Consider the following 21,858-nt stretch of genomic DNA (forward strand, 5'->3'; position numbering starts at 1 on the left):
TAGTAGAATGCGTTATAATTTAGCCTTCTACTAAAGATTAATAATGGAATATATAAATGATATAAATATACAAGAAGCAGTTATTCATATAGTAGATTCAAATGCAGATGAGCCTATTTTAAATGAGTATAGCCTTGAACTAAATGAAGATATTTATAAATTTCTTCATAGGCATATAGAAAAATGTTTTAAGGATGAGGAACTAAAATATGCTATTTTTAATCCAGAAAGAAATATAGTGAAGGAGCTTGTTCAAGATTATTTAAATGGAATAGATGATAACTTAATTAATCTATCGCAAGAATTAGCAAGGCAGTTATTTATAATAATGAAAGCAAATGTTAATATTCCTTCTTGTGATTTGATAGTAATATCATTAATAACAGATCAAGGACCTATGATTGGTATACTTAAGATGGATTATGTTAAGAATTTTACTCATCAAGTAGAGTTTATAGAGAATAAAATAGGAATAGGTATAGTACCACAATCAGCAGGACTTCCAGCAAGTAGCCAAAGAATACAAAAAGCAGCCTTTATAAAACCTATAAGAGAAAATCAAGCATATAATCTTATGGTAATAGATAAACAAAAAAAGAGTAAAGAAGAGGAAGCATATGGAGCAAACTATTTTATAAGCAATTTTTTAGGGTGTTCAATAGTAAATAATGAAAGAGATATGACTAAAACTTTTTTAAAGGCTACAGAAAACTGGACTAGAAGTAATATAGTAGAAGATGCAGATAAGGCTGAGAGAATAAGAACCACTGTTAAAGCAAAATTGAAAGAAGAAGATACAATAAATATAGATGAAATTTCTCATGAGTTATTTAAAGAAGAACCACAAATAAAAAATGATTTTTCTAATTTTATTAAAAGTCATGGATTAGAGGATGAGGTATCCATAGATAAGCAATGGGTTGAGAAAAAGTTAAAAAGGGTAAGATTAAAAATTGATAAAGACATAGACTTATACATAAATGAAGAAGCATACAATGATGCTAGTAGGTTCGAGATACAACGAAATGGTGATGGAAGTATAAATATGATAATAAAGCATGTTATAAATTATTTAGAAAAGTAAAACTATATTTAACAATAAAGGCTATATAATGATTTTAATTATTATATAGCCTTATAATTTACTAAAATATAGTATTTTTAGCAAATATATAAATTTACTATTGTAAGTTCTAAATTAATATACTAAAATAGAATTATTAAATGTAAGCGATTACTTACGTGGAATGGGAGGGGTTCTTTATGGTTAATACTGTTGAGTTAAAAAAGGTGAATTTGTCAAATGGTGAAACTATGGCATATAGAGAGGCTGGACTAGGGGAGAAAACTTTACTTCTTATTCATGGAAATATGTCATCTTCTAAGCATTGGGATATTTTTATTGATGAGATAAAAGATAAGTACAAAATATTTGCGGTAGATATGAGGGGTTTTGGAGAGTCAAGCTATAAAAATCCAATTAATTCATTAAATGATTTTGCTAAAGATATAGAAGAATTTTTAAATATAATGAATATTGAATCATGTTCTGCTATTGGATGGTCAACTGGTGGAGGGGTTTCATTAGAGCTAGCAGCTAATTGTCCAGATAAGATTGAAAAAGTAGTGCTAATAGAGTCAGTAGGGGTTAAAGGATATCCTATATATAAAAAAGATAAAGATGGAAATCCTACAAGAGAGTTATTAAAAACTAAGGAAGAAATAGCAGAAGATCCTATACAGGTTAAACCTGTATTAGAGGCACTAGCAAGTAGAAATAAGGAATATTATAGAATGCTTTGGAATATGGTGATTTACACTCATAATAAACCTAATGATGAGTTATATGATGAGTATTTAGAAGATATGATGACTCAAAGAAACTTAGTAGATGTAGATTATTCACTGGCGCATTTTAATATGACTAATGAAAGTAATGGAGTAAATGAAGGTACTGATAGATGTAAACTAGTTAAGGCACCTGTTTTAATATTACAAGGAGATAGAGATTTTGTAGTACCTATGTATATGGCAGAAGATACAAGTAAGCATATTAAAAATTCAAAGATAGTTATACTTAATAATTCTGGACATTCACCAATGATAGACTGTATGGATAACTTGCTAAAAGAAATAAATAAATTTATATAAAGAAATAAAAATAAAGCAGAATGATAATAATATCATTCTGCTTTATTAACTATAGAAAAAGATTGTTATATATATAACTAAAATAGTAAGTTGTGAAAGTATTATAGAATATTTTAGCAAATTATCAAAAAGAATGTAGTAAAAATATTTCATTGGGAATATTTAGAAAATTAGGAAAGTTATATTGACAAGAAAACCGGAAAAGGTTTACAATTAGTATGAAAGTAAATACTTACATACTATAAGGTTATTGGAATGGGGGATTAATATGATTAATGTAGGAATAGTAGGATTAGGATTGTATATACCAGAAACAAAAATGACAGCAAAGGAAATTTCAGAGGCTACAAATGGTATTTGGAGTGAAGATGCTGTAATTAAAAAATTAGGTATAATTGAAAAAACTATACCAGGAGAAAATGATGGGACTCAAGAAATGGGTGTTAGAGCAGCTTTAGACGCATTAAAAGATGCAAATATGACTCCAGAAGAGATAGATGTAATTTTATGTATGGGTGAAGAATGGAAAGAATACCCACTTACAACATCAGCACTTTATATACAAGGTAAAATAGGTGCTGTTAATGCTTGGGGAATAGATGTTCAAAATAGATGTTGTACTACTGTATCTGCTTTGAAAATAGCTAAGGATATTCTTGTTGCAGACGAAGATATAAATACAGTAATGGTAGTTGGTGGATACAGAAATGGAGATTTTGTTGATTATTCTGATCCAAATATATCTATGATGTACAACCTATCAGCAGGTGGTGGAGCTATAATATTAAAGAGAAATGCTGGAAAAAATCTTGTATTAGGATCACATATAAAAGCAGATGGAACATTTTCAAGAGATGCTGGAGTAGAAATTGGAGGAATAGCCAATCCATTTACTTCAAATAATGTTGAAGAAGGCTACAAGTCTTTAAGACTAATGGATGCAAAGCATATGAAAGATGGTTTAAATGCTATTTCAATGCCAAATTGGTATGAATGTATTGATAAAGCCTTAGAAAAATCAGGTTTAACAAGAGAGGATATAGATTATTGTGCGATTCTTCATTTTAAGAAATCAATGCATGATTTAATGCTAAAGGATTTAGGTTTAAGAGAAGATCAATCAATTTATCTATCAAATTATGGACACATGGGACAAGTAGATCAAATACTTTCATTAAAGCTTGGAATAGAAGAAGGAAAGGTAAAAGATGGATCAGTAGTTTTAATGATAGCTGCTGGTATAGGATATGTATGGTCTGCCAACGTAATAAAATGGGGAGAGTGTTAAAGCATGGATACATTTTTTCAAATATTATTTAGTAGTTTAGAAACTGGAAGTGTATATGCCTTAGCAGCATTAGGTATAATAATAATTTTTAGAACAAGTAGAACTACTAACTTTGCTCAAGGCTCCATAGGTATGTTTAATGCTTTTGTTGCAACATTTGCTTTTATACATTTTGGATTACCAACATGGGCAGCTGCAATAGTTGGTATGATAGCAGCTTTTGTATCAGGGGTATTAGTAGATGTAGTAATTATAAGAAAAGCTAAAAAAACATCACCAGTAGCAAAGCAAATCATAACTTTTGGAGTAATAATGCTTTTCTTAGGAGTAGCACCTATGATATTTGGTTCAACACCTTTGAATTTTCCAAAGTTTATAGAAAGTGGAGCTATAGATATATTTGGAGCATCAATTTCTTATAATGCTTTATTAAATATAATAGTTGGATTAGTAATAATGGGTGTACTATTCTATTTCTTACAAAATACAAAATGGGGACTAGCAGTAAGAGTAACAGCATCAAATGAGCAAACAGCAAGACTTATGGGGGTTCCAACATCATTAGTAACAATGGGTGCTTGGGCAATAGCAGCAGCTTTAGGAACTTTAGCAGCACTAATGCTTGCACCAGCAATTACAGTAAATGTTTCTATGATGGATAATGTTCAAACTAATGCACTTATAGCTTGTGTATTAGGTGGATTCCAAACTTTCTATGGGCCTGTAATAGGAGCTTATATAATTGGACTTGGAAGAAATGTATTAATATATTATGTTTCATCAACTTGGGGTGAACCTATACTATTTACATTAATCTTATTATTCATAGTTTTAAGACCAAACGGAATAATAGGAAAGAAAATAATAAAGAAGGTATAGGAGGAACAAAGAAATGAAGAAACTTTTAGAAAATAGATATATCAAATATATTTTATTTGGAGTTGTATTAGCTTTATTGCCATTACTTCAACAAATGGGAATTATAAAAAGTTCAACTGTAACTATATTTGGAACAATACTGTTTTATGCAATAGTAGCTATAGGACTTAATGTTCTTTTAGGATATTCAGGATTAATATCGTTAGGTACTGCAGGGTTTATGGGACTTGGAGCATATTTATCAGCATATCTAACTGGTGATTTGAAATTTCCTTTTATAGTATCTTTAATAATATCTATAGTGGTTCCACTTTTAATAGGTCTTCTAATAGGACTTGTATCTTTAAGAATTTCTGGAATGTATCTAGCTATAGCAACATTAGCGGTAGCAGAAATATTTAAAAAGATATTTATTGAATTTGACAATATAACAGGTGGTTTTTCAGGTAAGAGGGCAGGATATCCAAGCATTTTTGGAATAACATTAGATAGAGATACCACTTTTATATTAATTGTAGTGTTGCTAGTTATAGTTATGATACTTACAGATAACTTTATACATTCAGCAACAGGGAGAGCTCTTTTAACTATGAGAGTTAGTGAAGCAGCAGCGCAAGCAATGGGAATTAACCTTTTAAAGTATAAGCTTGCAGCATTTGCAATAGCAACAGTTTATGCTTCATTGGGTGGAGTGTTATATGTTCATTTTATAAGATTCTCTTATCCAGCTACATGGAACTTACTTTTATCCTTACAAATACTAGCTGTAATAGTTATTGGAGGAGTGAGAACTATAAGTGGGCCTATAATAGGATCAATAATAGTTTTTGGAATTCCAGAATTAATACTAAAGCAATTACCTGTAATAGGTAGCATAGATGGACTAGCTTATATATTTACTGGAATACTGATAATAGTTGTAATACTGTTCTATCCAAATGGATTAATCTATATAGGAAAAGATATTAAAAAATATATTAATAAGAAGAAGGTGAAAGTAAATGAGCTTAACGCAAACACTTAAGGTTGAAAACTTATCTATAGCTTTCGGAGGACTAAAAGCCGTTGATGACTTAAGCTTTCATATTAATGAAGGAGAAATATATGGATTAATTGGTCCAAATGGAGCTGGTAAAACAACAGTGTTTAACTGTATAACACAATTTTATAAACCTAATAATGGAAAGGTTATATTTAAATCAATAAAAAATGAGGATGTAAATTTAGTAGAAAAAAATACCCATGACATTATTAGGCTTGGATTAGTTAGAACCTTTCAAAATGTTGAATTAATTCAAGACTTAAGCCTACTTGAAAACTTACTTATAGGTGCACATATTTCATATAAATCAGGATTATTTTCAAATGCTCTTAGAACTAGAAAATCTAAAAGGGAAGAAAAAGAAAATATAGAAAAAGCAGAAAAGATTTTAAATTTTTTAGGGATAGAAAGCAAAAAAAATGAACTTGCTGGTGGACAACCTTATGGAATATTAAAAAAGATAGAGCTTGGAAGAACTCTTATGAGCAATCCGAAATTAATAATTTTAGATGAGCCAGCAGCCGGATTAAATGATACTGAAACATTAGAATTAGCAAAATTGATTAAAGATATAAGAGATGAGTATAAGTGTAATATTTTATTAGTTGAGCATGATATGAGATTAGTTATGGATATTTGTGATCGTATATGTGCAATATCTTTTGGGAAAAAACTAGCAGAGGGAACTCCAAAAGAAATACAGTCTAATAAAGATGTACAAGAAGCTTATTTAGGAAAGGATGAGTAAGATGGAAAATTTAGCATTAAAGATAAATAATCTTACTGTTTCTTATGGAAGTATAAAGGCACTTAAGGGAATAGATATAGAAGTTCCAGAAGGAAAAATAGTTGCTTTACTCGGAGCAAATGGAGCAGGTAAAACTACTACTTTAAAAACTTTATCAGGAATTGTTAGTTCTGAAGGTGGAAGTATAAATTTTTATGGAAAAGATATAACTAAGCTATCTCCAGAAAAAATAACATCATTAAGGATGGTCCAATCGCCAGAAGGAAGACAAATTTTTCCTGATATAACAGTTGAAGAAAATTTAAGAATAGGAGCCTTTACAGTAAAGAGTAAGAAGGAAATAGCTAAAAATTTTGATAGAGTTTATAAATATTTTCCAATATTACAAGAAAGAAAAAAACAATTAGCAGGAACGTTAAGTGGAGGAGAGCAACAAATGCTTGCAATAGCAAGAGCTTTAATGGCAAGTCCAAAGGTATTACTTCTAGATGAGCCATCTTTAGGGTTAGCACCTCTTATAGTAAAAAATATATTTGAAATTGTAAAGGAAATAAATTCAGAAGGTACAACAGTTCTAATAATAGAACAAAATGCTCTTCAAACTTTAAAGATAGCAGATTATGCATATGTACTAGAAGTTGGAGAGATAAGTATGAAAGGTAAGGCTAGTGAATTAATCCAAGATAAGAGGTTATTGGAAGCATATCTTGGAGGGGAATAAAGTTTTTAGGGAGAAATCCTTAATATAAGTAAAATATATTTAAATAAAATATGTGGAGGGAATTTTTATGAGAAAAAAAATTGCGTTACTTTTAGCTTCACTTACACTAACGATGGCTTTTGCTGGTTGTGGTAAAAAAGAAGAGGCAGCACAAGGTGTTACTGAGACATCGATAAAGGTAGGAAATAGTATAGCAACTTCAGGTGCTTTTGCTCCAGTAGGAGTTCCATTTAAAGCAGGTATAGAAGCTTACTTTAAAATGGTAAATGAAGGTGGGGGAGTTAAGGGAAGAAAAATAGAATATGTACACCAAGACGATGAATTCAATCCAGAGAAAGGTAAGGCTATATTAGATAAACTTGTAAATGATGAAAAAGTATTCTCTATAGTTGGGCACTTTGGAACTCCAGTTGTAGGAGCAACATTAGATGACCTTAAAGAAATAGGTATTCCATCAGTTTACTTTGCGACAGGAACAGGTATATTATATAACGAAAATGCAACAAAGGGTCAAGGAGATAATATATTCCCAGTACAACCTGTATATCCAATGGAAGGACGTATAATGGCTGCTTGGGCAAAGGGTGAATTTAAAGCAGATAAAATAGGTGTAATATACACTAATGATGATGCTGGTAAAGATTTAGTTAAGGGTATTGAGACAGAAGCTAAGAATATGGGCGGAGTTGAAGTAATAAGTGAGCAAGTAGCTCCAGGTGCTGAAGATGTATCGGCAGCAGTAACGAAAATAAAGAATGCAGATGTAGATGCTATAGTAATTGCTGGTATTCAAGGTACATTCCCACAAATAGCTAAAGAACTAGCAAAGCAAGGAAACACTAAACCAGCTATAACTACTTATGTAAACGTAGATAAAACTATGGTTGAAGCTGTAAAAGCAGACGTAGCAGGTAAGTTTGATATTTATGGAAATGCTTGGGTTGATGTGACTACACCAGCTATGGCTGAATTCCAAAAATGGGTTAAAGAAACTTCAACTCAAGATTTTTCAGGAAATGCATATGCAATGACTGGATGGATAGCAGCTGATTTCTTTGTAAGAGGTTTAGAAAAAGTTGAAGGTGAACTAACTTGGGAAAATTATATAAAAGCTATGGAAAAAGAACCTATAAAGAATCCATTTGGAGGATCAATAGATTTTTCAGGTGGTAAGAGACTTGGTACACAAGAAATGTCTCTAGCAAAGATGGATTTAACAAGTCCAACAGGTTGGGCACCATATGTTGGATTTAAGAGCATAAATGATATATTAGGAAAATAATAAGAATTTATAACTATCAGCCAAGCTGATTTGGCTGATAGTTTACAAAACTTATGGGAGGGTTTAATATGTTACAAACAATTAAATCAAAAGACGTAATTGAAGATAAATATATAACAGTTGAAGAGGCTTTAACAAAGATAAAAACAGGTGATATAATTGTTTCAGGTCTTGCAGCTGCAGAGCCAAGAGAAATATTAAGAAATCTTCATACTATAAGTGATAAAGTAGAAGATGTTACAGTTACTACATGTTTACCGATGGAAATGGCAGAGTATTTTTTTAATCCGCAATATAAAGATTCCTTTAGAATGGATGGATGGTTTTATACAGCTGCAATGAGAAAAGCTCATAAAAATGGAAATATTTCATTTATACCAAATCATTTACACTTAGCAGCAGTAAAAAGATTAGCTCATAAAGAGCCTAATATATATATGGGAACTGCAACTTTGCCAGATAAACATGGATATGTTTCTTTATCTTTAAGCAATGTGTATGAGAAAAGAATGCTGGAGGCTGCTGACCTAGTAATACTAGAAATAAATGAGAATTATCCAAGGACTTTTGGAGATGTAGAAGTTCATATAAATGATATAGATTATATGATAAAAACTGATTATGAAGTACCGGAGCTTCTAGAGGTAGAGCCAAATGAAAAAGATTTAAAAATAGGAAAATTTATAGCTGATAGAATTAATGATGGAGATTGTATTCAACTAGGAATAGGAGGAATACCTAATGCAGTAGCGGCATCATTAATGGATAAAAAAGATTTAGGAATTCACACAGAGATGTTTACAACTGGGATGATGAAGCTTATAAGAGCTGGAGTAGTTACAGGAAAAAATAAAAATATATATAAAGGAAAACATATAGCAGCATTTGCTCTTGGAACTAAAGAACTTTATGATTTTATAAATGATAATCCATCTGTACTAATAATGGATGGGTATTGGACTAATGATCCATATACAATAGGATTAAATGATAATCAAGTTTCTATAAATACAACAATAGAAATAGATTTAACAGGACAATGTGCATCGGAATCAATAGGAGCAGTTCAATTTAGCGGAACAGGTGGACAAGCTGATACAGCTATAGGAGCACAAAGATCTAAGAATGGACGTTCTTTTATAGCTTTATATTCAACAGCAATGGTTAAAAATAAAGAAACAGGGGAAAGGGAAGAGATATCAAAGATAGTTCCATTCTTAAAACCAGGGGCAGCAGTAAGTTTATCACGGAATGACGTTGACTTAGTTGTTACTGAATATGGTATTGCAGAGTTAAGAGGAACGACTATTAGTGAAAGAGTTAATAGGCTAATTGAAATTTCACATCCCAAATTTAGAGAAGAACTTTTAAATAAGGCAAAAGAAATGGGCTTAATTTATTAATATAAAGTTAATGGAGGAGCAAATATGCCATTTATAAAATATAACAATAAGAATATTTACTATGAAGTTCATGGTGAAGGTAATCCACTTATAATTCTTAATGGGATTATGATGTCACATATGAGTTGGTCAGCATTCTTACCTCAATTAACAAAAGATAATAAAGTTATACTTTTAGATTTTTTTGATCAAGGTAAGTCAGATAAAATGGATAAAAGCTATAAGCAAGATTTACAGGTTGAAGTGGTTAAGACTGTAATAGATGAATTGGGTTTAGGGGAAGTAGGGGAAGTGAACATATTTGGGATTTCTTATGGTGGGGAAGTAGCATTACAATTTGCATTAAAATATAATAATTTAGTAAATAAGCTTATGCTATTTAACACTACAAGTTATACTAACCCATGGTTACATGATATTGGAAGAGGATGGCTTAAAGCAGCACTTACAAAGGATCAAGAAATTTTTTATAATATAACTATACCTATTGTATATTCACCACTATTTTATACAAAAAATATAGACTGGATGAATAAAAGAAGAGAACTTTTATATGGAGTATTTAAAGAAGACTTTTTAGATGGAATGGTAAGGCTTATAGAGAGTGCAGAGGGATACGATGTTAGAGAGAGATTAAATGAAATAAAGGCTAACACCTTAGTTGTTAGTAGTGAGTTTGATTTTATAACACCAATACCTGATCAAGAATACATTTGTGATAATATTTCTTTAGCTAAATATGTATTAATTAGAAATTGTGGTCATGCATCTATGTATGAAAAGCCTAATGAATTTATTAATATATTAACAGGATTTCTTGCTATTGAGAAAGAAATAAAAATAGTATAATATATTAATAGAGATAAATGTAAGGAATCACTTACTCTGAAACTGCTAAAAAAAGGAGAAAAAATAATGAGATATAACAATGAAACAAGTGAAAAGATAATGAAAGTAGCTTTAAAATTATTTTCTGAACAAGGATATTACTCTACAACTACAAAGCAGATTGCAGAGGAAGCTAGTGTTAATGAATTGACTATTTTTAGACATTTTGGATCTAAAAGCAATTTATTTCAAGTAACTACAGAACACTATGTAATTGATTCACATGTTGACTATATATTAAATGATACAGAGGAATTGACTTTTGAAGATGCTATGTTGATGATTTCAAATAGAATTTATGATCTATTTATTCAAAATACAAAACTTTATAAGGTTCAAATGAAGTTAGCAGACAATGAGAAAGAATTTATTAAACTTAAGCTTTCAAGAAAGTTAATAAGTGTTCTCAAAGATTATTTTGAAAAGTTAAATGAAGAAGATGTAATAAAAGGAGAGCCAGAAATAATGGCTATTACCCTTATAAATAGCCTTTTAGGAGCATTTACAGTTGAATTATTAAGCGATGATACAATAACAGAAATATCATGGGAAGATTTAGTTAAGGAACATACAAGACAATTTGTGTCTTTATACAAGATTTAATAAAATATTAAAAATAATTAATCTTATTCCATAGGGAAAGATTAATTTTTTTAAAAACATCATGCAAGTAAGTACTTACGTAAAATGATTTTAGGAGGAGTTAAAATGTTAAGATTAGAAAATAAGGTTGCTATGGTTACAGGAGCATCACAAGGAATAGGAAGAGCAATAGCTGAAACTTTTGCAAGAGAAGGAGCTACTGTAATAGCTGTTGATATGAATAAGTTACCTTATGAAGTAGAGAATATATATGGATATGAAGTAAACGTTACTGATAGAGAAGGTATAAAAATATTCTTTAATTCAGTAATAGAAAAGTTCGGTAAGGTTGATATTTTAGTAAATAATGCTGGAATAACAAGAGATGCATTAATACAAAAAATGACAGAGGAAATGTGGGATTTAGTTATAGATGTTAACTTGAAGGGTTTATTTAATATTGCACAACTTGCAGGACCTCATATGATGGAAACTGGTAAAGGTTCAATTATTAATATAGCATCAGTTGTAGGTGAATTTGGAAATGTTGGACAAACTAATTATGCAGCTACAAAGGCTGGTGTAATAGGTATGACAAAGACATGGGCTAAGGAGTTTGCAAGAAAAGGCGCTAACGTAAGAGTAAACTCAGTTGCACCAGGATATATAAATACAGATATGATGAAAACTGTTCCAGAGAAAGTATTAGAAAATATTAGATCTAAAACAATGCTTGGAAGACTAGGAGAAGCTGAAGAAATTGCAAATGCTGTTTTATTCTTAGCTAGTGATGAATCTTCATATGTAACAGGGCATAACTTATCAGTAAATGGTGGAATAAGATTATAGGAGGAATTTAAATGAGAGATGTAGTTATTTTATCAGCAGTAAGAACTCCTGTAGGAAGCTTTGGAGGAAGTTTATCAAAATTTACAGCAGTGGATTTAGGAGTAATTGCAGCAAAAGAAGCTATTGAAAGAGCTGGAATAAAGCCAGAAGATATAAATGAAGTTTTAATAGGAAATGTTTTAAGTAGCGGACTTGGTCAAAATGTATCTAGACAAATAGCAGTAAAAGCAGGGGTACCAGTAGAGGTTCCAAGTATGACATTAAACAAATTGTGTGGATCAGGACTAAGGGCTATTACTTTAGCAGCTCAAGAAATAATGCTTGGAGATGCTGATGTAATTTTATGTGGTGGAACAGAAAGCATGAGTAATGCTCCATATATTCTTAATTCAGCTAGATTTGGACAAAGAATGGGAGACGGAAGGCTTATAGACAGTATGATAGAAGATGGTTTAACTGATGCTTTTAACAAATATCATATGGGAATTACTGCAGAAAATATAGCAGAAAATTGGAATATATCAAGAGAAGAGCAAGATGAATTTGCAGTAAAGAGTCAAAATAAAGCAGAGGAAGCTCAAAGACTAGGCAAATTTGATGAAGAAATAATAGCAGTTGAAATTCCTCAAAGAAAAGGAAATCCTATTATATTTGATAAGGATGAGTATATAAAAGCAGGAATGAATTTAGACAAGTTAAACAGCTTAAGACCAGCCTTTAAAAAAGATGGTACTGTAACAGCAGGAAACGCATCTGGAATTAATGATGGTGCAGCTATGCTTGTAGTAATGAGCAAAGAAAAAGCTGATAGTTTAGGATTGAAACCATTAGCAACAATTAAAGGTTATGGTTCAGCAGGTGTTGACCCAGCAATAATGGGTTATGGACCTGTACCAGCGACAAGAAATGCTTTGAAGAAAGCAAATTGGACTGTGGAAGACTTAGATTTAATAGAAGCAAATGAAGCTTTTGCAGCTCAATCAATTTCAGTTGTTAAGGATTTAGGTTTAGATACAGAAAAGGTAAATGTAAATGGTGGAGCAATTGCTTTAGGTCATCCTATTGGATGTTCAGGAGCTAGAATAGTTGTTACATTACTTCACGAAATGAAGAGAAGAGATTCTAAAAAAGGATTAGCTACACTTTGTATAGGTGGAGGAATGGGAACAGCAGTATTAGTTGAAAGAGAATAATAAAGGAATAAAAAGAATAAAAATAATAAAAAGAATAAAAGGGAGAGAGGATATTATGAAGGGAAGAACTATAAATGAAATAAGTATAGGGGATAAATCAAGCTACAGTAGAACTATATCAGAAGCTGACGTTGTTTTATTTGGTGGAGTAAGCGGTGATTTAAATCCAGCACATTTTAATGAGGAATATTCTAAGGATACTATGTTTAAAGGAAGAATAGCTCATGGAATGTTATCAGCTGGATATATATCTACTGTTTTAGGTATGCAATTACCAGGACCAGGAACAATATATTTATCACAAGAGTTAAAATTTACTGCACCAGTAAGATTTGGAGATACAATAACAGCTACTGTAGAAGTTATACAGAAGTTAGAAGATAAAAATAGAATAACATTAGAAACTATTTGTACTAACCAAAAAGGAGACGTTGTTGTAAAGGGAAAGGCAGTAGTAATGCCACCTAGATAAATTAATTGATTTAATCAGGGGGAGAAAAATGGAGCTATTAGATAAACTCTGGGAATTATCTAAAAAGGATATTAAAAGGATTGTACTTCCAGAGGGTGAAGAAGAAAGAAATATATTAGCAGCTATTAAAATTAAAAGATTAGGTTTAGCACATCCAATACTAATTGGGAACTTTGATGTTATATTAAATAAATCAAAGGAATTAAAGGAAGACATAAGTGCAGTTGAAGTAATAGATCCAGAGACTTCAGATAAGCTTGAAGATTATATAAATAGATTTTATGACTTAAGAAAAAGTAAAGGAGTAACCTTGGAAAAAGCTGAAAGAATAGTTAAAGATCCATTATATTTTGGAACTATGATGGTAAAATGTAATGATGCAGATGGAATGGTATCTGGAGCTATTCATACAACAGGAGATTTATTAAGACCTGGTCTTCAGATAATAAAAACATCAAAAGGTGTATCAGTGGTTTCTAGCTTTTTTATAATGGGTGTTCCAAATTCTTCTTATGGTGAAGAAGGAATGTTATTATTTTCAGACTGTGCAGTTAATCCAAATCCTACTTACGAACAATTAGCAGCTATAGCTATAGCAACAGCAGATACTGCTAAGAATGTATGTAAAATTGAACCAAGAGTTGCAATGCTTAGCTTCTCAACTATGGGTTCTGCAGATCATGAAACTGTAGAAAAAGTAAGAAAAGCTACAGAACTTGCTAAGGAGTTAAGGCCAGACTTATTAATAGATGGAGAACTGCAATTAGATGCAGCGATAGTTGAAAAAGTTGCAAAGCAAAAAGCACCAAATAGTAACGTAGCTGGTAGAGCAAATGTTTTAGTATTCCCAGATTTACAATCAGGTAACATAGGATATAAGCTTGTACAAAGATTTGCAAATGCTGAAGCAATAGGTCCAATTTGTCAAGGATTTGATAAGCCGATAAATGACTTATCTAGAGGATGTTCAGTTGATGATATAGTAAATGTAGTAGTTCTTACTGCTGTACAAGCACAAGCTACAAGATAATAGAGGTGAAGATAAATGAATATACTTGTTATTAATTGTGGAAGTTCATCATTAAAATATCAATTAATAGAGATGAAAAACGAAGAAGTTATATGTCAAGGGTTAGTTGAAAGGATTGGAATAGAGGGTTCCACATTAACACATAAGACAAATATGGATATAAAGCATGTAAATAAAAGAGAAATTAAAAATCACAAAGAGGCTATAAATTTAGTTTTAGAAACTTTACTAGATAAGGAAATAGGAGCAATAAAGGATCTTAATGAGATATTTGCAGTAGGACATAGAGTTGTTCATGGAGGGGAAAGGTATTCTGAATCAGTTGTTATAGATAATAATGTTTTAAGTTACCTAGAAGAATGTATAAAGCTAGCACCAATTCATAACCCACCAAACATTATTGGAATAAAGGCTTGCATGGAATTAATGCCTTTAACTCCAATGGTAGCAGTTTTTGATACTGCATTTCATCAAACTATGCCTGAGGTTGCATATATTTATCCAATTGAATATAGTTTATATGAAAATCATAAAATTAGAAAATATGGATTTCATGGAACTTCTCATAAATATGTAGCCCAAAAGCTTGGAGAAATACTAGATAAGGATATAAAAGCTTTAAAGATCGTAAGTTGCCATTTAGGGAATGGAGCTAGCTTGTCTGCAATTAAAAATGGAAAATCAATAGATACTTCAATGGGATTTACTCCTCTTGCAGGAGTTGCAATGGGAACTAGATCAGGTAATATAGATCCATCAATAGCTACATTTCTAATAGAGGAATGTGGGTATACTGTTGAAGAAGCAAATGAATCTTTAAATAAAAAATCTGGAGTATTAGGAATATCAGGTGTAAGCTCAGATTTTAGAGATTTAGAAAAAGCAACAGAAGAAGGTAATGATAGAGCACAACTTGCATTAGATATCTTTCATTATAGAATAAGAGGACAAATAGCTGCTTATGCTGCTCATATGGGTGGAGTAGATGCTATTATATTTACAGCAGGAATAGGAGAAAATTCTATTACCACAAGAAAATCGTGTTTAGAAGGATTAGAGTTTTTAGGTATTGAAATTGATGATAAAAAGAATAATGTGAGAGGAAAAATAGCAGAAATTTCATCTGATAATTCTAGTATAAAAGTATATGTTATACCGACAAATGAAGAGTTAATGATTGCAAAAGAAACTTTAGAAGTTTTAAATTAGCTATTTCTCATTAAATGACCTTATATAAATAAAGAGCTATATAATTGGATTCCCCTACATCCAATTATATAGCTTTTTAAATCTTTAGAGGAAATTATAAAAAGCTTACCCCGTGAATAACTTTTTATAATTTCCATCCTTCAGTTTTGAAGTTCACCTATGTAATTTTGCGATGACTTGGAGCAAAGCGACGGAATAAGCAAAACTTACATAGGTGAACTTTTTTATTAATTTAACTACCATTGCCCAGGATAAGCAATTACATTTACAGTAACAGTTCGTCTACCAAAAGCATAGCATTCAGCATCTGAATTCATATATAAATCAATTTTATTTCCTTTAATAGCTCCACCAGTATCAGAAGCTATAGCATACCCATATCCTTCTACATAAACCTTTGATCCTAATGGTATAACATTAGGGTCAACAGCAACTGTACTAATTCCATTAGGATCTCTTATAGGCTTAAGACCTGTTGCAGTAAGACCATGTCCAGTATATGCAGTTGCGTTCATAGTATGTGTAGATACTTGTCCACTGACATCTTCCACAGAATTGGAAGTAGTCGGTTTAGATTCTGCTTCAGAAGACTTTTCATTAGCTAGAGCAATTTTATCATTACCTAAATTAATTGCATCTTTAGCTAATCCTATAGAATAATCACTATTAAGTTGAGGTAACATAGCTTGCAATGTATTAACAGCATTTTGTAATTCAGAAATTGATGAAGAATCAGAGTTGATTATAGAAAGAGGGTGAGAAATTAAATTCTCTTCATTAGCCTCTATTACAGACATAATTTCATCTTTTCTAGAATTTAAACTTTCCAAAAGGTTTTCTTCTTCTTCTTTTTTAGAGTTTACTTCCGCTAAGTCACTTTGAATCGATTCTTTAAGCTTTTCTAATTCATTTTTCTTTTCTTCTATTTCTGTTGCATTTTTGTTGAGAGAATCCTTTTTTTTATTTATTTCTGAAATCATTTCTTTATCAATAGAAACAATTTTGCTCATAGCTTGTACCCTGTTGAGCATATCAAAAATATTTTCAGAAGTTATTAAATAAACTAACATACCTGTTGTCATATTACTTTTATACATTGAACGTAGACGTCCATCAAGGGTTTTTTGAGTTTTATCAATTTCTAGCTTTGCTTCTTCAATTTTATAATTAATAGTTTTTATTTCGTTGTTAGTATCTTCAATTTCAGAATTGTTTTTAGATAACTTTTCGTTAAGATTATTAATTTCACTATTTAATTTACTAATCTTAGTATCTAATTCCATTGTTTCGCTATCTAATTGTTCATATTTAATCTTATTTTCCTGGATAGTTTGGCCTTCAGTAGGGTTAGGCTCTGCAAATGCAATATAACTATTATTAAGTAAAAATAAAAAAGTCATGCATGCAGAGAATAAAGCTCTTCTTGTCAAAATATACACCTCCAATTAAACAATGCTACAATAATTGATATGTAAATAGTCATATAAGACTATAATGATATGTATTATCCTACAATAAATATTAGATCTTAGCAAGAAAAATGTAATATAATGTAATATATAACATTATATATACTAGTGCTATAATTAAGGATAAGCTTAATAAAACTTAAAATAAGTTTTATTATAAATATAAATAATAGATAAGAACTTATATCGAAAAGACATTAAATAGATTTGTATAAAACAAATTTATTTAATGTCTTTTTAATATGAATTTTTAAGATTTTAAGGTAACATTAAAATAAGTTATTAAGGTTAGGTTTTTGAAGTTCTTTTAAATGTTCTGCAGCATATCTTAATACATGAAGAGTTGCTAATGAATCTCCTTTTTCATCACTTTTAATATATAGGGAAAGCTTTAGGGATTCATTCATTAAAGAATCATAATCAACATGATTTAAATATATAGCTGGAATATCAGCTCTTTCTTCAATGAATTCTAATAATTCAACTGACTTTTCATAGGCTATATAATTTTCATTTGCCTCTAATAAATCTTCAATTTCTTGACATTTAAACATTACATCATCACAAAGTGATACAAATTTGTTATCAAGAAATAATAAGCCTGAGATCAAAGCTATAAAAAGAACTACAGAGATAATACTATTTCTCATTAATAATCCTCCTTGTCCTTATGTAGTTGATAAATAAATTTTCCTTTTGTATCTGTCATTGCAATTAAAACATCATCTATAGAGTTTATTTTATGATTCTTTAATTGCTTTTTAATCCACTCATAATTTTTACCACTAGATGTTAGAGCATTTTTGTTTACTTTTCCATCCAATACATATATAACTGGTAATAGAGGCTTAGTAGAATTATTATTTTTAGAGTTACTACTATCAGAAGTTAAAAAAGACATTTGACCATTGTTCTCTAGTATGCCGTATTCAATTTCACTTAAATCAAAATACCCAGCTAATCTAATTTCCTCCATAAGTTCATCTAAATTTATTTGTTGTCTTTTTAAAGACTCAAAATTAATTTTACCTCTAGAAATTAAAATAGAAGGTTCACCTTCTAAAATTTGTCTAGCCTTTTGGCTCTTTAATTGAATTATAGATAAAATAGTTTTTATAAATAATAAAGTGATTATAGGTATTACCCCTAGAATCAAAGGAAGCCTAGTATCTTGCATAGGTAAGGCTGCCAAGTCTGAAATCATTATTGTAATTACAAACTCATAGGGTTGTAATTCTCCTATTTGTCTTTTTCCCATTAATCTAATTACTAATATAACTAAAGCGTAAAGAAAGATAGTTCTTATTAATACTATAAACATGTTCAAACACCTCGCATGAGATATTATTTGTATAAAACTATAACTTTATTCCTATAATTTAAATAGGTAACAATACATTTTTATAGATTTTTTTAGATTCAAGTATATAATATACATATGGAAGATTCTTATAAAATAGAGAATAGAGATTAGAGAATAGTAAGTAGGTATTAGGAGGGAATTTAATGAATAATTTAAATATAAAATACAATAATAAAGACTACTTAGTAAATATGGATACTACTTATAAAGAGTTTATAGATAATTATCTGAATATTGATTCAAATAAGGTTGCTTTATGCAGACTAGATAGAGAGTATAAAGAGTTGTTTCATAAGATAGATAGAGAGGGAGTTTTAGAACTAGTAAAGTTTAATACTCCAATAGGATATAAAATTTACACTAGAACATTACAATTTATATTTATAAAAGCTGCTTTAGACCTCTATGATAATTCAATAATAACAATTGAGCATAGTCTTGGAGAAGGAGTCTTTGGTGAACTTCATAAAGAAGAGGCTTTAAATGAAAGTGATATTGAAAAGATAAAGGTAAGAATGAAGGAACTTATAGATAAAGACTTACCAATAAATAAAATAAAGGTGAAAAGGGAAAAAGCAATTGAAATTTTCAAGAGTTATGGAATGGAAGATAAGGTTTCTTTATTAAATCATGTAACCTTTGAAAATGTAAATTTATATGAGTTAGATGGAAGATATGATTACTTCTATGGACAAATGGCATATTCAACAGGAATAATAAAAGCACTTGATTTAATGTATTATGATCCAGGCTTTGTGCTAAAATATCCAAAGAAAGATGATTTAAATATAGTAGCAGAGTTTAAGGAAAATAGAAAATTATCTCAAATTTTTATAGAAACAGAAAGATGGTTAAATATACTAGGTATTGGAGAAGTAGGATCTCTAAATGATAAAGTAGAAAATAAGGAGTTAAGAGATTTAATTATGGTTTCTGAAGCTCTTCATGAAAAAAAAATAGCCCAAATAGCTGATATGATTAGTGAAAGAAAGGAAACAAAGGTAGTATTAATAGCAGGACCCAGCTCATCTGGTAAAACTACATTTGCAAATAGATTAGGAGTTCAACTTAGAGTAAATGGATATGTTCCGATGCCTATATCTTTGGATGATTATTTTGTTGATAGAGATCATACTCCAAAGGATGAAAATGGAGAATATGATTTTGAAAGTATATATTCTTTAGATTTAGATTTATTTAACTCTCATTTAGGTAGTTTATTAAAAGGAGAAGAAGTTGAAATTCCAAGTTTTAACTTTAAAAAGGGTGAAAGAGAATGGATAGGTCATAAATTGATCCTTCCAAGTAATGGAATACTTTTGATTGAAGGGATTCATGGATTAAATCCAATGCTTACAGCTTCTATTTCTGATAAGCATAAATTTAAAGTATATATATCAGCACTAACACAACTTAATTTAGATAATCATAATAGAATAGCAACAACAGATATAAGAAGAATTAGAAGAATAGTTAGAGATTATTTATCAAGGGGTTATGGAGCAGAGCAAACGTTGAAGATGTGGCCATCTATTAGAAGAGGAGAAGAAAAAAATATTTTTGTTTTTCAAGAAGAGGCTGATGTAATGTTTAATTCTACTTTAGTTTATGAGCTATGTGTATTAAAGAAATATGCCTTAGAGGAATTAAATAAAATAAGCCAGGATAGTCCAGTTTATTTAGAAGTAAGTAGATTAAAATCATTTCTAGGTTTCTTTAAAGAAATAGATAAGGATTACGTTCCTACAAATAGTATTTTAAGAGAATTCATCGGTGGAAGTGTTTTTTATAAGTATTAATAGTAGATTTTTATATTAAAAAATAATAGGCAATTAATATATAATTAATTGTCTGTTATTTTATACTATTTTTGGGTGGGTGAATTTTAATGGTATTATTAAGTGACTATGGTAGGGTAATTTTAGATGTAAATGAAGAAGAGATTATATATAAAAAACGTGTTATAAAAAAATGTGATATTAGAAGTTTATATTATGATGAGAATATCTTAGCTATACTTTGTTATAATGGAAAAGTGCATTCACTAAATATGAATTCTCTTTTATTTAGTGAAAGAAAGAAGTTAGAGTACCTATATAGTGAATTAAATAAAGAAAATATGCTTTTTAATATTGATAAGAGGTATATAGGAAATACTGGACTATATTGGCTGCTATTTTTTATACCACGATATAGTAATAGTTATATATGTTTAACCTGGATTATAATTTTATCAGTACTTATATGTACATATATAATAGAGAAAAAGAAATATGTAGGTACATTTTATAATTTAGACAAGGAAGAATTTGAAGTATTAAAAAATGATAAAGTTATTAAAATAAAAAGAAAAGATGTAGAATATATAAAGATTAAAGAAATTAATTTGGGTAGCATAGTAGAAATTGTTTATAAAAAGAGCAAGTATAAAATGTTTATTAGAGAAAATGTAGATTGTAAAAAACTATATAATAAATGAGTTTTACCAATGTATAATAGTGACTAATAATTATTGAGATTTAAATTAATAAATTATAGATAATTATTAGGTTCATATATATAATAATAAATAGTTAAATTAAATTTATAACTAAAGGAGAAAAAAGCATGAGTGGCATGGGTGTTTTTGATATATTAGGACCTATAATGGTAGGGCCATCTTCATCACATACAGCAGGAGCAGCAAGGCTTGGAAAGGTTGCTCGTACAATAGCTGGAGATGAAGTAGTTGAGGTTACTTTTTTATTACATGGATCCTTTGGAAAAACCTACAAGGGACATGGAACAGATAGAGCCTTAGTAGCTGGAATAATGGGAATGGATCCATCAGATGAAAGGCTTAGAGATTCTCTTGAAATTGCAAAAGAAAAGGAAATAAAAATAGCATTTAAGGATGAAGATTTAGGAGATTATCATCCTAACACTGTTAGATTTTTAATGAAATGTAAAAATGGCAAGGAATGTGATGTCATAGGCAGTTCAATAGGCGGAGGAAATATTGAAATTGTTGAAATAAACGGAAATAAAGTTAAATTTACAGGTGCTTATGCAACTATAATAACTTCACATAGAGATATACCTGGAACTGTAGCAAAGGTTACAAATATTTTATATGATAATAAAGTTAATATTGCATTTTTAAATTTAGGTAGAAACCAAAGAGGTAAAAATGCTACTATGACATTTGAAGTTGATAGTAAAATTCCAAGTGAATTAATAGAAGAAATTAAAAAAGTTGAAGGAATAGAAAAAGTAATCCTTATTAATAAAGTTGAGGAGGGTGAATAGT

General features: G+C 29.8%; 22 protein-coding genes. 19 read left to right on the forward strand and 3 right to left on the reverse strand.

The window, feature by feature from the left end; translation table 11 throughout:
- Positions 1–43: 43 nt before the first annotated feature.
- The 16 genes from ACH36K_RS05415 to ACH36K_RS05490 all read left to right on the forward strand — a co-directional run bounded on the left by ACH36K_RS05415 (position 44) and on the right by ACH36K_RS05490 (position 15,737).
- Positions 44–1,084, forward strand: a complete 1,041-nt coding sequence (locus ACH36K_RS05415) for a nucleoid-associated protein (RefSeq protein ID WP_411169935.1) — start codon at positions 44–46, stop codon at positions 1,082–1,084.
- A gap of 179 nt (positions 1,085–1,263) precedes the next feature.
- Complete coding sequence (locus ACH36K_RS05420; RefSeq protein WP_411169936.1) at positions 1,264–2,151, forward strand: alpha/beta fold hydrolase; 888 nt, start codon at positions 1,264–1,266, stop codon at positions 2,149–2,151.
- 268 nt (positions 2,152–2,419) lie between these two features.
- Positions 2,420–3,439 carry a 3-oxoacyl-ACP synthase gene (locus ACH36K_RS05425; RefSeq protein ID WP_411169937.1) on the forward strand — a complete coding sequence of 340 codons (1,020 nt, stop codon included), beginning with the start codon at positions 2,420–2,422 and terminating at the stop codon, positions 3,437–3,439.
- 3 nt (positions 3,440–3,442) lie between these two features.
- Positions 3,443–4,318, forward strand: coding sequence for a branched-chain amino acid ABC transporter permease (locus tag ACH36K_RS05430; protein ID WP_411169938.1), 876 nt, complete (start codon positions 3,443–3,445; stop codon positions 4,316–4,318).
- A gap of 13 nt (positions 4,319–4,331) precedes the next feature.
- Positions 4,332–5,342: a branched-chain amino acid ABC transporter permease gene (locus ACH36K_RS05435; protein WP_411169939.1), complete on the forward strand. Its 1,011-nt coding sequence runs from the start codon at positions 4,332–4,334 to the stop codon at positions 5,340–5,342.
- On the forward strand, positions 5,320–6,108 hold the full coding sequence (locus ACH36K_RS05440) for an ABC transporter ATP-binding protein (protein ID WP_411169940.1): 789 nt from the start codon (positions 5,320–5,322) through the stop codon (positions 6,106–6,108). The genes ACH36K_RS05435 and ACH36K_RS05440 overlap by 23 nt, the downstream gene beginning before the upstream one ends.
- A 1-nt stretch (position 6,109) precedes the next feature.
- On the forward strand, positions 6,110–6,829 hold the full coding sequence (locus ACH36K_RS05445) for an ABC transporter ATP-binding protein (protein ID WP_411169941.1): 720 nt from the start codon (positions 6,110–6,112) through the stop codon (positions 6,827–6,829).
- Positions 6,830–6,896: 67 nt separating this feature from the next.
- Positions 6,897–8,111, forward strand: coding sequence for an ABC transporter substrate-binding protein (locus ACH36K_RS05450; protein WP_411169942.1), 1,215 nt, complete (start codon positions 6,897–6,899; stop codon positions 8,109–8,111).
- A gap of 68 nt (positions 8,112–8,179) precedes the next feature.
- Positions 8,180–9,514 carry an acetyl-CoA hydrolase/transferase family protein gene (locus ACH36K_RS05455; protein WP_411169943.1) on the forward strand — a complete coding sequence of 445 codons (1,335 nt, stop codon included), beginning with the start codon at positions 8,180–8,182 and terminating at the stop codon, positions 9,512–9,514.
- Positions 9,515–9,538: 24 nt separating this feature from the next.
- Positions 9,539–10,363 (forward strand): alpha/beta fold hydrolase, encoded by an 825-nt coding sequence (locus ACH36K_RS05460; RefSeq protein WP_411169944.1) that lies wholly within the window; start codon positions 9,539–9,541, stop codon positions 10,361–10,363.
- 66 nt (positions 10,364–10,429) lie between these two features.
- Positions 10,430–11,005, forward strand: a complete 576-nt coding sequence (locus ACH36K_RS05465; RefSeq protein ID WP_411169945.1) for a TetR/AcrR family transcriptional regulator — start codon at positions 10,430–10,432, stop codon at positions 11,003–11,005.
- Positions 11,006–11,110: 105 nt separating this feature from the next.
- Entirely contained in the window at positions 11,111–11,833 is a 723-nt protein-coding gene (locus tag ACH36K_RS05470; protein WP_411169946.1) for a beta-ketoacyl-ACP reductase, read from the forward strand.
- 11 nt (positions 11,834–11,844) lie between these two features.
- Positions 11,845–13,026 (forward strand): acetyl-CoA C-acetyltransferase, encoded by a 1,182-nt coding sequence (locus tag ACH36K_RS05475; protein WP_411169947.1) that lies wholly within the window; start codon positions 11,845–11,847, stop codon positions 13,024–13,026.
- A gap of 55 nt (positions 13,027–13,081) precedes the next feature.
- On the forward strand, positions 13,082–13,498 hold the full coding sequence (locus tag ACH36K_RS05480) for a MaoC family dehydratase (protein WP_411169948.1): 417 nt from the start codon (positions 13,082–13,084) through the stop codon (positions 13,496–13,498).
- 28 nt (positions 13,499–13,526) lie between these two features.
- Positions 13,527–14,528, forward strand: coding sequence for a phosphate acetyltransferase (pta, locus tag ACH36K_RS05485; protein ID WP_411169949.1), 1,002 nt, complete (start codon positions 13,527–13,529; stop codon positions 14,526–14,528).
- Between the two features lie 15 nt (positions 14,529–14,543).
- Positions 14,544–15,737, forward strand: a complete 1,194-nt coding sequence (locus tag ACH36K_RS05490) for an acetate/propionate family kinase (RefSeq protein ID WP_411169950.1) — start codon at positions 14,544–14,546, stop codon at positions 15,735–15,737.
- A gap of 236 nt (positions 15,738–15,973) precedes the next feature.
- Here ACH36K_RS05490 and ACH36K_RS05495 read toward each other — a convergent pair whose 3' ends face one another.
- The 3 genes from ACH36K_RS05495 to ACH36K_RS05505 form a co-directional block, all read right to left on the reverse strand.
- Positions 15,974–17,167: a 3D domain-containing protein gene (locus ACH36K_RS05495; RefSeq protein WP_411169951.1), complete on the reverse strand. Its 1,194-nt coding sequence runs from the start codon at positions 17,165–17,167 to the stop codon at positions 15,974–15,976.
- A gap of 308 nt (positions 17,168–17,475) precedes the next feature.
- Positions 17,476–17,856, reverse strand: coding sequence for a DUF4363 family protein (locus ACH36K_RS05500; RefSeq protein ID WP_411169952.1), 381 nt, complete (start codon positions 17,854–17,856; stop codon positions 17,476–17,478).
- Positions 17,856–18,527: a DUF421 domain-containing protein gene (locus tag ACH36K_RS05505; protein ID WP_411169953.1), complete on the reverse strand. Its 672-nt coding sequence runs from the start codon at positions 18,525–18,527 to the stop codon at positions 17,856–17,858. The genes ACH36K_RS05500 and ACH36K_RS05505 overlap by 1 nt, the downstream gene beginning before the upstream one ends.
- A 185-nt stretch (positions 18,528–18,712) precedes the next feature.
- On the opposite strand from ACH36K_RS05505, the gene ACH36K_RS05510 reads away from it, so the two are divergent.
- The 3 genes from ACH36K_RS05510 to sdaAB all read left to right on the forward strand — a co-directional run bounded on the left by ACH36K_RS05510 (position 18,713) and on the right by sdaAB (position 21,857).
- Entirely contained in the window at positions 18,713–20,368 is a 1,656-nt protein-coding gene (locus tag ACH36K_RS05510; protein ID WP_411169954.1) for a nucleoside kinase, read from the forward strand.
- 89 nt (positions 20,369–20,457) lie between these two features.
- Entirely contained in the window at positions 20,458–21,048 is a 591-nt protein-coding gene (locus tag ACH36K_RS05515; RefSeq protein WP_411169955.1) for a hypothetical protein, read from the forward strand.
- 128 nt (positions 21,049–21,176) lie between these two features.
- Positions 21,177–21,857 carry an L-serine ammonia-lyase, iron-sulfur-dependent subunit beta gene (gene sdaAB, locus ACH36K_RS05520; RefSeq protein WP_411169956.1) on the forward strand — a complete coding sequence of 227 codons (681 nt, stop codon included), beginning with the start codon at positions 21,177–21,179 and terminating at the stop codon, positions 21,855–21,857.
- The last annotated feature ends 1 nt before the right edge of the window (position 21,858 follow it).

Origin of the sequence: Clostridium sp. MB05 (assembly GCF_046581255.1) — a bacterium.
GTDB lineage: Bacteria > Bacillota > Clostridia > Clostridiales > Clostridiaceae > Clostridium.

Bases quoted from the DNA above. Each gene is read 5' to 3' on its own strand.
- ACH36K_RS05415 (WP_411169935.1), top strand. From the start codon at position 44: ATGGAATATATAAATGATATAAATATACAAGAAGCAGTTATTCATATA.
- ACH36K_RS05420 (WP_411169936.1), top strand. From the start codon at position 1,264: ATGGTTAATACTGTTGAGTTAAAAAAGGTGAATTTGTCAAATGGTGAA.
- ACH36K_RS05425 (WP_411169937.1), top strand. From the start codon at position 2,420: ATGATTAATGTAGGAATAGTAGGATTAGGATTGTATATACCAGAAACA.
- ACH36K_RS05430 (WP_411169938.1), top strand. From the start codon at position 3,443: ATGGATACATTTTTTCAAATATTATTTAGTAGTTTAGAAACTGGAAGT.
- ACH36K_RS05435 (WP_411169939.1), top strand. From the start codon at position 4,332: ATGAAGAAACTTTTAGAAAATAGATATATCAAATATATTTTATTTGGA.
- ACH36K_RS05440 (WP_411169940.1), top strand. From the start codon at position 5,320: ATGAGCTTAACGCAAACACTTAAGGTTGAAAACTTATCTATAGCTTTC.
- ACH36K_RS05445 (WP_411169941.1), top strand. From the start codon at position 6,110: ATGGAAAATTTAGCATTAAAGATAAATAATCTTACTGTTTCTTATGGA.
- ACH36K_RS05450 (WP_411169942.1), top strand. From the start codon at position 6,897: ATGAGAAAAAAAATTGCGTTACTTTTAGCTTCACTTACACTAACGATG.
- ACH36K_RS05455 (WP_411169943.1), top strand. From the start codon at position 8,180: ATGTTACAAACAATTAAATCAAAAGACGTAATTGAAGATAAATATATA.
- ACH36K_RS05460 (WP_411169944.1), top strand. From the start codon at position 9,539: ATGCCATTTATAAAATATAACAATAAGAATATTTACTATGAAGTTCAT.
- ACH36K_RS05465 (WP_411169945.1), top strand. From the start codon at position 10,430: ATGAGATATAACAATGAAACAAGTGAAAAGATAATGAAAGTAGCTTTA.
- ACH36K_RS05470 (WP_411169946.1), top strand. From the start codon at position 11,111: ATGTTAAGATTAGAAAATAAGGTTGCTATGGTTACAGGAGCATCACAA.
- ACH36K_RS05475 (WP_411169947.1), top strand. From the start codon at position 11,845: ATGAGAGATGTAGTTATTTTATCAGCAGTAAGAACTCCTGTAGGAAGC.
- ACH36K_RS05480 (WP_411169948.1), top strand. From the start codon at position 13,082: ATGAAGGGAAGAACTATAAATGAAATAAGTATAGGGGATAAATCAAGC.
- pta (WP_411169949.1), top strand. From the start codon at position 13,527: ATGGAGCTATTAGATAAACTCTGGGAATTATCTAAAAAGGATATTAAA.
- ACH36K_RS05490 (WP_411169950.1), top strand. From the start codon at position 14,544: ATGAATATACTTGTTATTAATTGTGGAAGTTCATCATTAAAATATCAA.
- ACH36K_RS05500 (WP_411169952.1), bottom strand. From the start codon at position 17,856: ATGAGAAATAGTATTATCTCTGTAGTTCTTTTTATAGCTTTGATCTCA.
- ACH36K_RS05505 (WP_411169953.1), bottom strand. From the start codon at position 18,527: ATGTTTATAGTATTAATAAGAACTATCTTTCTTTACGCTTTAGTTATA.
- ACH36K_RS05510 (WP_411169954.1), top strand. From the start codon at position 18,713: ATGAATAATTTAAATATAAAATACAATAATAAAGACTACTTAGTAAAT.
- ACH36K_RS05515 (WP_411169955.1), top strand. From the start codon at position 20,458: ATGGTATTATTAAGTGACTATGGTAGGGTAATTTTAGATGTAAATGAA.
- sdaAB (WP_411169956.1), top strand. From the start codon at position 21,177: ATGAGTGGCATGGGTGTTTTTGATATATTAGGACCTATAATGGTAGGG.